This is a genomic window from Sediminicoccus sp. BL-A-41-H5 (genome assembly GCF_050632405.1).
In the GTDB taxonomy this organism is placed as follows: Bacteria; Pseudomonadota; Alphaproteobacteria; order Acetobacterales; family Acetobacteraceae; genus Roseococcus.
In genome coordinates this window covers 1594963-1608464 of sequence record NZ_CP192601.1, presented here as the reverse complement: position 1 = coordinate 1608464, position 13502 = coordinate 1594963, and the positions used below count along the sequence as shown (strand labels likewise).

The 13502-nt window shown below is 70.2% G+C and carries 8 protein-coding genes; 5 read left to right on the top strand and 3 right to left on the bottom strand.

The features are described from left to right. Window positions 1-15: 15 nt before the first annotated feature. Both ACQ860_RS08025 and ppa read right to left on the bottom strand, forming a co-directional pair. Entirely contained in the window at window positions 16-978 is a 963-nt protein-coding gene (locus ACQ860_RS08025) for a tripartite tricarboxylate transporter substrate binding protein (RefSeq protein ID WP_431302862.1), read from the bottom strand. A gap of 79 nt (window positions 979-1057) precedes the next feature. Further along, window positions 1058-1591 carry an inorganic diphosphatase gene (gene ppa / locus ACQ860_RS08020; protein ID WP_318650644.1) on the bottom strand — a complete coding sequence of 178 codons (534 nt, stop codon included), beginning with the start codon at window positions 1589-1591 and terminating at the stop codon, window positions 1058-1060. 166 nt (window positions 1592-1757) lie between these two features. On the opposite strand from ppa, the gene ACQ860_RS08015 reads away from it, so the two are divergent. Beyond that, window positions 1758-3875: a sodium-translocating pyrophosphatase gene (locus ACQ860_RS08015; RefSeq protein ID WP_431302861.1), complete on the top strand. Its 2118-nt coding sequence runs from the start codon at window positions 1758-1760 to the stop codon at window positions 3873-3875. A gap of 446 nt (window positions 3876-4321) precedes the next feature. On the opposite strand, the gene ACQ860_RS08010 is transcribed toward ACQ860_RS08015, so the two are convergent. Continuing rightward, window positions 4322-5494 (bottom strand): OmpA family protein, encoded by a 1173-nt coding sequence (locus ACQ860_RS08010; protein ID WP_431302860.1) that lies wholly within the window; start codon window positions 5492-5494, stop codon window positions 4322-4324. Window positions 5495-5664: 170 nt separating this feature from the next. Here ACQ860_RS08010 and ACQ860_RS08005 point away from each other — a divergent pair, with 170 nt between their 5' ends. The 4 genes from ACQ860_RS08005 (at window position 5665) to ACQ860_RS07990 (ending at window position 13501) form a co-directional block, all read left to right on the top strand. Continuing rightward, a complete protein-coding gene (locus ACQ860_RS08005; RefSeq protein ID WP_431302859.1) occupies window positions 5665-7707 on the top strand; it encodes a protein-disulfide reductase DsbD family protein in 2043 nt (680 codons plus the stop codon). A 35-nt stretch (window positions 7708-7742) separates the two neighbouring features. Then, entirely contained in the window at window positions 7743-9218 is a 1476-nt protein-coding gene (locus ACQ860_RS08000; RefSeq protein ID WP_431302858.1) for an alpha/beta hydrolase, read from the top strand. 150 nt (window positions 9219-9368) lie between these two features. Beyond that, complete coding sequence (locus ACQ860_RS07995; protein WP_431302857.1) at window positions 9369-10451, top strand: efflux RND transporter periplasmic adaptor subunit; 1083 nt, start codon at window positions 9369-9371, stop codon at window positions 10449-10451. Continuing rightward, window positions 10448-13501 (top strand): efflux RND transporter permease subunit, encoded by a 3054-nt coding sequence (locus ACQ860_RS07990; protein ID WP_431302856.1) that lies wholly within the window; start codon window positions 10448-10450, stop codon window positions 13499-13501. The genes ACQ860_RS07995 and ACQ860_RS07990 overlap by 4 nt, the downstream gene beginning before the upstream one ends. Window position 13502: the final 1 nt, after the last annotated feature.

Here is a 13502-nt window from a genome sequence, read left to right as displayed (position 1 = left end):
GTCTCCCCCGATGGATCAACCCTGGGTCCAGCGCCGCGCCTCCCAGAGCGCACGCAGTTCCGCGTCCATCGCCAGCGCCATGGCGCGGTAATCGGCGCCGAGCACCGGGCGTAGCGGCATGGCGAGGCGCTCCGCCTCGCGCAGGAAGGCCGGGTCGGCCAGCATCGCGGTGAAGGCCGCCAGCAGCCGTTCGGTGATTTCGGGCGGCAGGCCGGCGGGGCCCACGAAGCCGCGACTGGCGCTGCCCAGCACATCCACCCCCTGCTCGCGATAGGTGGGCAGGTCCGGCAGGCCCGGCCAGCGGGTCGCGGCGGCCTGGCCGAGGCCGCGCAGCCGGCCTTCCCGTACGAAGGGCAGCGCCTCGCTGACATTCATGGCAGCGAGGTCCACCTGGCCGGAGAAGACCTGCGGCAGCATCTGGCCGATGCCAGGGAAGGGCACATGCGTCAGCCGGGCCCCCGTCGCCGCCTCGAAGCGGAACATGGTCAGGTGGTCGTCCGAGCCGATGCCGGTCAGGCCATAGGTCACCACCTCCGGCCGGGCGCGCCCGGCGGCGATCACGTCGGCCAGCGTGCGATAGGGGCTCTCCGGCCGCACGAAGAGGGCGCAGGGGTCGTCCACCACATTGGCGAGATAGGTGAGGTCCGCGACCCGGTAGCGCACCGGCCGCTCGATGGGGTGGGAGACGAGGCCGGGCATGGTGGTGGCGCCCAGCGCATAGCCATCGGGCGGGGCGTTGGCCGCCGCCTCATGACCCAACTGCCCGCCGGCGCCCGGCCGGTTCACGATGACGAAGCGCGAGCCGGGCAGGAGGTTGGCGAGGAAGGGCGCAACCGCGCGCGCCATGACATCCACGCCGCCGCCGGCCGAGAAGCCCACATGGATTTCGATGGGCCGCGCCGCGGGCCATCCGGACTGGGCCATGGAGGGCCACAGGGGGGCGGAGGCGAGGGCGAGGGCGGCGCGGCGGGTGGGCATGGGGCGGTCCTTCGGGAAGGTGACGCCCCAGCCATGCAAAATTCATGCGAGGTCCGGTAAACGACCCCGCAGAGCGGTCTTACTTGGCGGCCTTGGCGCGCTCCACCGCTTCCAGGATCAGCTTGTGCGCTTCGGCCGCGTTGCCCCAGCCGATGATCTTCACCCACTTGCCGGGCTCCAGGTCCTTGTAGTGCTCGAAGAAGTGGCGGATCTGGTCGAGCGTGATCTGCGGCAGGTCGGTCACCTCGTGCACGTTCACGTAGCGCTTGGTGAGCTTGGGCGAGGGGACGGCGATGATCTTCTCGTCATGCCCGCCATCATCCTCCATCTTCAGCACGCCGACGGGGCGCACGTTGATGACCGCGCCCGGCGCGATGGGGCGGGTATTGGCCACCAGCACGTCGATCGGGTCGCCATCATCCGACAGGGTGTGGGGCACGAAGCCGTAATTGCCGGGATAGCGCATCGGCGTGTGCAGGAAGCGGTCCACGAAGAGCGTGCCGGCCTCCTTGTTCATCTCGTATTTGATGGGCTCGCCGCCGATGCCAACCTCGATGATCACGTTCAGGTCATGCGGCGGATTCTTGCCGATGGGGATCGCGTCGAGGTTCATCAGGGGCTCCAGAGGCCAGGGATTGGGAACAAGCCGCCCTCAAACCACAAAAACCGGCCGGAAGCGAGGGGTGCATCGGTTGCATACCTGATCCGACGCGGCCTAGGCTCCATTCCAATGGTGGCCGTCAAGTAGCCGCCGGAACGGGAAGAGAGGGACAAGATACGTGATCACAGTGACGTTGCTGCTGGTCATCCTGCTTGGGGGCGCCTCGCTCGCCTATGGCTGGATCACGACCAAGGAAATCATGGCCAAGCCCGCCGGCAATGCGCGCATGCAGGAAATCGCGCAGGCCATCCAGGAGGGCGCCTCGGCCTACCTCAAGCGCCAGTACATCACCATCGGCGCGGTGGGCGCCCTGCTCTTCGCCCTGGTCTGGGTGTTCCTGGGGGCCACGGTGGCGGTCGGCTTCCTGCTGGGCGCCGTGCTCTCGGGCCTGGCCGGCTTCATCGGCATGAACGTCTCGGTCCGCGCCAATGTGCGCACGGCCGAGGCGAGCCGCCAGGGCCTGGCGGCCGGCCTCGACCTCGCCTTCAAGTCGGGCGCCATCACCGGGATGCTGGTGGCGGGCCTCGCGCTGCTGGGTGTGGCCGTCTACTTCTTCATCCTCGTCATCATCATGGGCCACGCGATCAACTCGCGCATCGTGATCGACAGCCTGGTGGCGCTGGGCTTCGGCGCCTCGCTCATCTCGATCTTCGCGCGTCTCGGCGGTGGCATCTTCACCAAGGGCGCGGATGTGGGCGGCGACATGGTGGGCAAGGTGGAAGCCGGCATCCCTGAGGATGACCCCCGCAACCCCGCCACCATCGCCGACAATGTGGGCGACAACGTGGGCGACTGCGCCGGCATGGCGGCCGACCTCTTCGAGACCTATGCGGTGACCGCGGTCGCCACCATGGTGCTGGCCGCCATCAGCTTCGGCGATGTGGGCCGCACGGCGGGGATGCTCTTCCCGCTGGCGATCGGCGCGGTCTGCGTCATCACCTCCATCGTCGGCACCTATTACGTGAAGCTGCCGGCCAATCAGTCCATCATGGGGGCGATGTATCGCGGCCTGATGATGACGGGCGCGCTCAGCCTCGCCGTGCTGCTGCCGCTCTCCTTCATCTTCTTCGGCTTCGGCACCACCACCGCCGGCGGCCATACGTTCGGCGCCTTCAGCCTCTGGCTCTGCGGCGCGGTCGGCCTGGGTGTGACGGCGCTGATCGTGATGATCACCGAATACTACACCGGCACCGACTTCCGGCCGGTGAAGTCCATCGCCGAGGCCTCGCAGACCGGCCATGGCACCAACGTGATCCGCGGCCTCGCCGTCTCCATGGAGAGCACGGCGATCCCGGCGATCATCATCATCGCGGGCGTGATCTGCGCGCATGGCCTGGCGGGCCTCTACGGCATCGCCATCGCCACCACGACGATGCTGGCCTTGGCCGGCATGATCGTGGCGCTGGATGCCTTCGGCCCGGTGACGGACAATGCCGGCGGCATCGCGGAAATGGCGGGCCTGCCGCCGGAAACCCGCGTGACGACGGATGCGCTGGACGCGGTGGGCAACACCACGAAGGCGGTCACCAAGGGCTATGCGATCGGCTCGGCCGGCCTCGGCGCGCTGGTGCTCTTCGCCGCCTATACGCAGGACCTCAACTACTTCATCGCGAACCCGGCCGAGTTCCCGTATTTCGCGGGGCTGGGGACGATCGACTTCTCGCTGGCCAATCCCTACGTCGTGGTCGGGCTGCTCTTCGGCGGCCTGCTGCCCTACCTCTTCGGCGGCATGAGCATGACGGCGGTGGGCCGCGCGGCGCAGTCGGTCGTGGAAGAGGTCCGGCGGCAGTTCAAGGAGAAGCCGGGCATCATGGCGGGCACCGAGAAGCCCGACTATGCCCGCGCCGTGGACATGCTGACCAAGGCCGCGATCAAGGAGATGATCATCCCCTCGCTGCTGCCGGTGCTGAGCCCGATCCTCTGGTTCTTCCTGATCGCGGCCATCGCGGGCAAGGGCGCGGCCTTCGCGGCGCTGGGCGCCATGCTGCTCGGCGTGATCGTGACGGGCTTCTTCGTCGCCGTCTCCATGACCACCGGTGGTGGCGCCTGGGACAATGCGAAGAAGTACATCGAGGAAGGCCATTACGGCGGCAAGGGCAGCGATGCCCATAAGGCCGCCGTGACCGGCGACACCGTGGGCGACCCGTACAAGGACACCTCCGGCCCCGCGGTGAACCCGATGATCAAGATCACCAACATCGTGGCGCTGCTGCTGCTGGCGATCCTGGCGCACTAGCGTGCTCCCTGGGAAAACGCCGAAGAGGCGTTTTCCCAGGGGCCCCGGTTTGGCTCCCTTGCTTGGGAGTTTGGTTCATCCTCCGGTGGCGAAGCCAGCGGAGGGCTCCTGGGGGCGGAAGGGCCGGGGAGGGCACAAATGAAGCGGCCGGCGGGGTGATCCGCCGGCCGCTTTTTTGTGCTGGTCCTGTCGGGGCGGCTCTTCCCTCGGTGGCGGAGGCGGCCAGCGCGCACGAAAACGGCCGGCGGATCGCTCCACCGGCCGTCACGATCTGCCTCTCCAATGATCAGCCCCCCGCGGCCCTCCGGTGGCTTCGCCACCGGAGGAGGAACTCAGCGCCCATGACGAAGCGCCAAGCCGGGGCCCCCGCGAAAGCGCCGAAGGCGATTTCGCGGGGAAGGAAGCCGGGGCCCCCGCGAAGACGCCGAAGGCGGGTTCGTGGGGAGTTAGCGGAGGATGATCTCCACCCGGCGGTTCTGAGGCTCGCGGACGCCCATGGCGGTGGGCACCAGCGGGCGTTCGAAGCCGAAGCCCTGCACCGAGATCTCGTTGCGCGAGATCCCGCGCCGGACCAGCTCGCCCGCCACCGCCTCGGCACGACGCACCGAGAGACGCTGGTTGTAGGCGGCCGAGCCGGTGCGGTCGGCGTGGCCCGAGACCTCGATGCGCGTCGAGGACACCGTCCGCGCATTGGTCGCCGCGTCGCCGATGATCTGTCGCGCGCGCTCGGTCAGGTCGGCCCGATCCCAGTCGAAGAAGACCAGGTAGGTCCGGGCCGGGGCCGGCGCCGGGGCGGCGACGGGCTGCGGCGCGGGGGCCGGGCGCGGCTGGTTGAAGGCATAGCGCAGGCCGACCATCACCGAGTGGTTCGCATCGCTCGCGCGCAGCTGGCCACCGGCGAGGCCGAGGCCCGTGGGGCCGATCACCCGCGTGTTGAAGTCGCTCGGCTGGGTCGCGAAGTAGCGATACTCGGCCGTGACCGCGAGGCCGGGGACGGAGGGGATGACGAAGGCCGCGCCGCCGATCGCCTGATAGGCGAACTGGCCCTCGATGGCGCGGGAGCGGAGGGTCGCGCCGCCGGTGGTGGAGGCGCTCACCCCGTCCCATTCGCGCCAGGCATAGCCCGCGCCGCCGCCGATATAGGGGATGAACCAGGGCACGCCCGGAATGCGGAAGTCGTAGAGCAGGTTGCCCATCACGCCATAGGTGCTCTGCGTGCCCGAGGCGGTGTTGCGCAGGCTGGCGCCGGGGAAGCCGCCGATCTTGTCGAGGTCGTTCTGGCGGTAGTTGCCTTCCACCTCGACGCGGAAGCCGTTGCTGAAGCCCCAGCCGATGGAGCCCACGCCGACGAAGCCCGGCTCGAAGATGGCGCGCCCCCGGCCGCCCGCGCCCACGGCGGCGAGGCCGGCGGCGAGGCTGCTGTCGCTGCGCAGCAGGCTGTTCTCCGAGAAGTTCACGCCGGCGCCCGCTCCGATATAGAGGCCGGTCATCACCTGCTGCTGCGGCAGGCGCCAATCGTCGAAGAAGCCGCGGGACTGCGCCGCCGCCTGGGGTGTGGCGAGGAGGGGGGTGCAGGCAAGGGCTGCCCCGCTCAACAGGAGGGTCTTCAGGCGGGTCATGTCATTCTCCAGACAGGGTTGCGTCTGGAAGGGCCAACGCGGGAAGGTCGCGCCGGTTCCGGCCCCGGGCCTTGGGGACGGCGTGCGTGACATAAATGCCACATCCGCGCGCAACCCCGTCATGCACCGAAAGGCTTGCGGCGGCGCACGGGATGCCCCTTCTATCCGGCATGCTACGCGCGCTGCTTCTCCTGTTGGCCCTGGTGCTGGTCCCACTGGCGGGGCGGGCGCAGCAATCGGCGCCCGTGGCCTCGCCGCGGGCTGTGGTGACGCTGCTGGCCGATCGCAGCGCCATCGCGCCCGGCGAGCCGTTCCGGCTGATGCTGCATCAGCGCCTCGCGCCGGGCTGGCACACCTATTGGCAGAACCCGGGCGATGCCGGCGCACCGCCGGAGATCACCTTCGACTGGGCGCGGCCGGGATGGCAGGCGGGCGACCTCCAATTCCCCGCGCCGAGCCGCAAGCCGTTCGGCCCCTTGATGAATTTCGGCTATTCGGGCGAGGTCGGCTTCCTGATCGAGGTGACGCCGCCCGCTGACCTCAGGCCCGGCGACCATGCGACCATCACGGCGGATGCGACCTGGCTGGTCTGCGCCGATGTCTGCATTCCGGAGGAAGGGCGCTTCACCATCGGCCTCGATGTCGCGGCCGCAGCGGTGCCGGCGGAGATGGCGCGCTTCCGCGAGGCCGAGGCGGCGCTGCCCCGTGCCGCGCCCTTCGCCGCGCGCTTCGCCTTCGCGGGCCCGCGTGGCGCGCTGACCATCCAGGGCGCCGGCTTTTCGGCGGCTGCGATCCGCGAGGCGACCTTTTTTCCGGATGCCTCTGGCGTGATCGAGAATGCGCCCGAGCAGCGCCTGACCCGGCGCGAGGGCGAGATCACGCTGGACCTCGTGCGCGGCCCGGCCGAGCCGCCCGCGCGGCTTTCGGGCGTGCTGACGCTGACCGATGCGGCCGGGGTCCGCGGCGCCTACCTGATTGATGCCGCGCCCGGCGGACCCTTGCCGGCGAGCCCGCTGCCGCTCTGGCAGGTGCTGGCCTTCGCCGCGCTGGGCGGGTTGATCCTGAACCTCATGCCCTGCGTTTTCCCCGTGCTGGCGATGAAGGCCATGGCCATGGCGCAACTGGGCGGGGCCGCGCGCGGCGCGATCCGGCTGGAGGCGGCCGCCTATACGGCCGGTGTGGTGCTGGCCTTCCTCGCGGTGGGCGGGGCGATGCTGGGGCTGCGCGCTGCGGGCGGTGGGGCGGGCTGGGGCTTCCAGTTCACCTATCCGGCCTTCGTCGCCGGCATGGCCTGGCTGATGCTGGCCGTGGGCCTGAACCTTTCCGGCGTCTTCCAGATCGGCGGTGCGGTGGGTGCCGGGCAGGGGTTGGCCGGCCGCGGCGGGGCGACGGGCAGCTTCTTCACCGGCGTGCTGGCCGTGGTGGTCGCCACGCCCTGCACGGCCCCCTTCATGGCGACGGCGATCGGCGCCGCGCTGGTGCTGCCGGCCACCGCCACGCTCGGCGTGTTTGGCGCCATGGGCCTTGGCCTTGCCGCCCCCTATGCCCTCCTCGGTGTGTTCCCCGGTGCTGGCCGGTTCCTGCCCCGGCCGGGCGCCTGGATGGAGCGCCTCAGGCAATTCCTGGCCTTCCCCATGTATGGCGCGGCGGCCTGGCTGGTCTGGGTTCTGGCGCAGCAATCCGGGCCGGATGGCGTGCTGGCGGCGCTGGTGGGCGCGGTGCTGATCGCACTCGCCGCCTGGGCCTGGGGGGTGGCGCAGCAATCCGGCCGCACGCCGCGGCGGGTGGGCGAGGCCGTCGCCCTCGCCGCCATCCTGGGTGCGCTCGCTTTGCTGCCCCTGCTCGGCACCGCGCCGCCGGCCGCTGCGGCCGCGACGCGGGGCGAGGCCTGGTCCGCGCCGCGCCTCGCCGAGCTGCGCGCCGAGGGCAAGCCGGTCTTCGTGAACCTCACCGCCGCGTGGTGCATCTCCTGCAAGGTGAATGAGCGAGTCGCGATCCACACCGACGCCGTGCAGCGCGCCTTCGAGGCCGCGGGCGTGGTGCAGCTGACGGGCGACTGGACGCGGGGCGACGCCGCCATCACCGCGCTGCTGCGGGAACATGGCCGGGATGGCGTGCCGCTCTACCTGCTCTATCCGGCGGGGGGTGGCGCGCCGGTCATCCTGCCGCAGATCCTGACCGAGGGCATCCTGCTCGGCGCGCTGCGCGGCTGAGGCTGCCGCTGGCCGCGCAGCGCATTCCGTGGGACATGTTGCGGATGCGGCGGATCGGCTCCTGGCTCTGGCGATGGACAAGGCGGCTGGCCTATGCGCTTGTCGCCGTGGTGTTCATCATCATCGCGGTGCGCGTGGTGGACAGCCAGATGGGCCCGCCGCTCGAGCTCTGGCACACGGTGATCCCGGACGAGCCGCGGGCCGCGCAGATCCAGCACATGGACTGGGGCGCCTATCTGGCCGCCGAGCGGCGCGTCTTCGCCCAGGTGGACCGCGAGGTGACGGCCCGCCTGCCGCCCGAGGCGCGGACGCCGGAAAACCGCTTCCACGCCGGCAGCCCGATCCATGCGCCGCGCTTCGCCCATGATTGGAACCGCTCCTTCGTGCTGGAGCCCGAGGGCACCCCGCGCGGGGCGGTGGTGCTGATCCATGGCCTGACGGACGCGCCCTACAGCCTGCGCCACGTGGCGGAGCTCTACCGCGCCGAAGGCTTCGTGGCGCTGGGCCTGCGCGTGCCGGGCCACGGAACCGTGCCGGCCGGGCTGACCGAGGCGGTCTGGGAGGACTGGACCGCCGCCACCCGCATGGCGATGCGCGAGGCGCGGCGCCGTGCGGGGCCGAGCGGCACCGTCCATATGGTCGGCTATTCCAATGGCGGCGCCCTCTCGCTGAAGCACGCCATGGATGCGGTGGAGGACCCGGCCCTGGTCCGGCCGGACCGCGTCATCGTCGTCTCGCCCATGGTCGGCGTCTCCCCCTTCGCGCGTTTCGCGGGCCTCGCCGGCCTGCCCGCCATGCTGCCACGCTTCGCCAAGGCGGCCTGGCTTTCGGTCCTGCCCGAGTTCAATCCCTTCAAATACAATTCCTTTCCCGTGAACGCGGCGGTGCAGTCCTTCCGCCTGACGCAGGAGGTGCAGGGCCAGGTGCGGCGCCTCTCCCGCGCCGGGCGGCTGGACGGGCTGGCGCCGATCCTGGCCTTCCAGTCGCTGATGGACTTCACCGTCAGCACCCGCGCGCTGGTGGATGATTTCTTCGCCCTCCTTCCCGCGAACGGGAGCGAGTTGGTGATCTTCGACCGCAACCGCGGCACCAAGCTGAGCTTCCTGCTGCGCCCCGTCTTCGACCCGGAGGTGGAGCGCATGATGCCCGACCCGCCGCGCAACTTCCGCCTCACCATCCTCACCAACCGCGACGAGAACAGCCTGGAGATGGTGGCGCGCGTGACGCCGGCGGGCGCCATGGAGGAGGAGGTGATCCCGCTGCCGGGGCTCGTCTATCCGCGGGACGTCTATTCGCTCTCGCATGTTGCGCTGCCCTTCCCGGTGGACGATTCGCTCTATGGGTTGCGGCCCGAGCGGGAGGCCGAGTTCGGCATCAGCCTCGGCGCCACGGCCATCCGGGGCGAGACGGGCGTGCTGGTGATGGCGCTGGATTCGCTGGTGCGGATTTCCTGGAACCCCTTCTTCGGCCATATGGCCGGCCGCATCCGCGAGGCGCTGCCGCCGCGCTGATCCCTCCCTTTGGGACGGGCGGCGCAGGGCTGGGATGGGTGGCCGTTCCCCGGCGCACCGCGGAGTGAGAGATTTTCGCGCCCGCGCGACGGATCGTGTTTCAATCGGTCCGCGCGCGCCCAGCCGGGTCGAACCAGACAGAGGATGCCCATGCCATTGCCCCCGCCCCTCGGCCACGCCCTGCGCGCCTTGCCGTTCGCGCTGCTGGTCCTGGCCGGCTGCGATGACGCGGCCCCGCCGCCGGCGCCGGAGATCCGCCCGGTGCGGGTCATCGCCGCCGAGCGCAGCGCGGGCGGCGACGTGGTGAGCCTGACCGGCACGGTGCAGGCCGAGACCGAGGTGAACCTCGCCTTCCGCATCGATGGCCGCATGACCGAGCGCCTGGTGAATGTGGGCGACCGGGTGCGCCCCGGGCAGGTCGTGGCCCGGCTCAATCGCGACAATGAGGAGAACGGCCTGCGCGCCGCCCGCGCCAACCTGACGGCCACGCGCGGCCAGCTGCGCGAAGCCGAGAACAACTACTGGCGCCAGGGGCAATTGCTGCGCGAGGGCTTCACCACGCGCGTGCGCTACGACCAGGCGGCGCAGCAGCTCCAGACCATCCGCGCCGCCGTGGATGCGGCCGAGGCGCAGGTCAGCATCGCCGAGACGCGCCTGGGCTACACCGAGCTCGTCTCCGACGTGGCGGGCAATGTGACGCAGCGCGGCGCCGAGCCGGGCGAGGTGGTGCAGCCGGGCCGCATGATCCTGCGCATCGCCCGCAGCGAAGGGCGCGATGCGGTCTTCGACGTGCCGGCCCAGGTGAAGGATCAGGCGCCGGCCAATCCGCTGATCGAGGTGAACATCACCGGGCAGCCGCAGATCCGCGCGCAGGGCCGCGTGCGCGAGGTCTCGCCCCAGGCGGATGCGGTGACCGGCACCTTCCAGGTGCGCGTGGGCCTGGCCGAGCCGCCGCCCGAGATGCGCCTGGGCTCGACCGTGACCGGCCATCTGCGCCTGGGCAACACGCCCGGCATCGCCATCCCCGCCTCGGCGCTGACGCGGGCCGATCGCGGCCCTGCCGTCTGGGTGGTGGACCCGGCGAGCGAGACCGTCTCGCTGCGCAGCGTGGAACTGGTGCGGCATGACCCGGCGCATGTGGTGGTGGGGCAGGGGCTGCAGCCTGGGGATCTGGTAGTGACGGCGGGCGTGCAGACGCTGCGCCCGGGCCAGAAAGTGCGGCTGCTGCGATGATCGGCCCCAACCTCTCCGAATGGGCGATCAACAAGCGGTCGCTCGTCATCTACTTCATGATCGTGGCGCTGATCGCGGGCGGCTTCGCCTTCTTCAAGCTCGGCCGCAACGAGGACCCCGCCTTCACCTTCCGCACCATGATCGTCTCCGCGATCTGGCCCGGCGCCTCGATGGAGGAGACGCTGCTGCAGGTGACGGAGCGGCTGGAGCGCACGCTGCAGGAGACGCCGAACCTCGACCGGCTGCGCAGCTACAGCGTGCCCGGCCAGACGGTGATCTTCGTGGACCTGAAGGGAAGCACGCCGGCCGCCATCGTGCCCGACATGTGGTACCAGGTGCGACGGCGCATCGCCGACATCCGCCACACCTTGCCGCAGGGCGTGGCCGGTCCCTTCTTCAACGACGACTTCGGCGACACCTTCGGCATCATCTATGGCTTCACCGCCGATGGCTTCACCCAGCGCGAGCTGCGTGACTATGTGGAGGCCGCGCGTTCCCGCCTGCTGCTGGTGCCGGACGTCTCCAAGATCGAGCTGCTGGGCGCGCAGGATGAGCGGGTCTTCCTCGAATTCTCGACGGAGCGCCTCGCCGGCCTCGGGCTGAACTACGGCGCCATCCTCCAGGCCTTGCAGGCGCAGAACCTGGTCCGCCCCTCGGGCCTCATCGAGACGGGGCAGGAGCGGCTGGCGGTGCGCGTCTCCGGCTCCTTCGAGAGCGAGCAGGATCTGCTGGCGGTGAACTTCGTGATCGGCGAGCGTGTGTTCCGCCTGACCGACATCGCGACCATCCGCCGCGGCTTCGCCGACCCGCCGCAGCCCATGTTCCGCGTGAACGGCACGCCCGCCATCGGCCTTGCCATCGCCATGCGGGAGGCGGGGGACATCCTGGCGCTCGGGCAGAACATCCAGGCCGCCATCGCGGAAATCCGCGCGGGCCTGCCCATCGGCATCGAGGCGACGCTGGTGGCCGACCAGGCGGTGACGGTGGACGAGGCCATCGGCGACTTCATGGAGAGCCTCTGGCAGGCCATTGTCATCATCATGGTGGCGAGCTTCCTGGCGCTGGGCGTCCGCGCCGGGTCGGTGGTGGCGCTCTCCATCCCGCTCACGCTCGCCATCGTCTTTCCGGTGATGCTGCTGTTCGGCATTGATCTCCAGCGCATCTCGCTGGGTGCGCTCATCATCGCGCTCACCCTGCTGGTGGATGACGCGATGACGACCATTGATGCCATGATCCGGCGCCTCGCGGCGGGGGACAGCAAGCGCGATGCGGCGACCTTCGCCTACAAGGCGCTGGCTGCCCCCATGCTCATCGGCACGCTGGTGACCATCGCGGGCTTCCTGCCGATCGGCTTCGCGAAATCCTCGGCCGGCGAATACACCTTCACCATCTTCGCGGTGGTGGGGATCGCGCTCATCGTCTCCTGGTTCGTGGCGGTGCTCTTCGCGCCGCTCTTGGGCATGGCGATCCTGAAGAAGCCGGCCGCTGCGGTGGCGGCCGAGCCCGAGAAGAAGGGCGCCGTGCTGCGGGCCTATACGGCGCTGCTGACAATGGCGTTGCGCGCGCGCTGGATCACCATCGCGATCACGATGGGCGTCTTCGCCGTCTCGGTCTTCGCGATGCAGTTCGTGCCGCGGCAATTCTTCCCCTCGTCCGACCGGACGGAATTGCTGGTGGACATCACGCTCCCGCAGAACGCCTCGATCTTCGCGAGCGAGGCGGCGGCGACGCGGCTCGATGCCGCGCTGGCCAATGACCCCGATGTGGAGCGCTGGAGCACCTATATCGGTCGCGGCGCCATCCGCTTCTATTTGCCGCTCAACGTGCAGCTGGCGCTTCCCTTCTTCTCCCAGGCCGTGGTGGTGGCGAAGGACCTGCCGGCGCGGGAGCGGCTGCACCTGAAGCTCGAACGCCTGATGGCGGAGCAGTTCCCCGATGCGGTCGCGCGCGTCTATCCGCTGGAGCTCGGCCCGCCCGTGGGCTGGCCGCTGCAATACCGGGTGAGCGGCCCGGATGTGGAGAAGGTGCGCGAGATCGCGCAGGAGGTGGCGCGCATCATGGCCGAGGCGCGCGGGTCCCGCCTCACGCATTTCGACTGGATGGAGCCGGCGCGGCAATTGCGCGTGCGGGTGGACCAGGATGAGGCGCGGCGGTTGGGCCTGAGCTCGGCGCAGGTCGCCGCGGTGCTGAATGCGGCGCTGACCGGCACGACGCTGACGCAACTCCGTGACGACATCTACCTGATCAACGTCGTGGCGCGCGCGACGGCGGAGGAGCGGTTGTCGCTCACGACGCTGCGGTCCATCCAGATGCCGCTGGCAGGCGGGCGCACCGTGCCGCTCAGCCAGCTCGCCACCTTCGACTATGAGCAGGAATACCCGCTGATCTGGCGGCGGGACCGCGTACCGACGCTCACGGTGCGCGCGGATGTCACGGCCGGGACGCTGCCGGATTCCGTGGTCGCGATCATGCAGCCGAAGATCGACGCGCTGAACGCCACGCTGCCGCGCAATTACCGCGTGGATCTCGGCGGCATCGCGGAGGAGAGCGCGCTCTCCCAGGCCTCGGTGCTGGCGGTGGTGCCGGTGATGCTGGTGGTGATGCTGACGCTGCTGATGTTCCAGCTCGTCTCCTTCCGGCGGCTCTTCATGGTGCTGGCCCTGCTGCCGCTCGGCATCATCGGCGTGGTGCTGATGCTGCTGGCCTCGGGGCGGCCGCTCGGCTTCGTCGCCATCCTTGGCATCCTTGCCTTGCTGGGCATGATCGCGAAGAACGCCGTCATCCTCATCATCTCCATCGAGGATGAACGCAAGGCCGGCGCCGAGGTCTGGGATGCGGTGGTGCGCGCGGCGTCCTCGCGCCTCAGGCCCATGATGCTGACGGCCATCTCCACCGTGTTCGGCCTGATCCCGATCGCGCCCACCGTGTTCTGGGGGCCGATGGCCTTTGCCATCATGGGCGGGCTGATGGTGGCGACCTTGCTGACGCTGGTCTTCCTGCCGACGCTCTATGTCACGATCTTCGGCGGGCGCCCGCCCGCGCGGCGCTGAG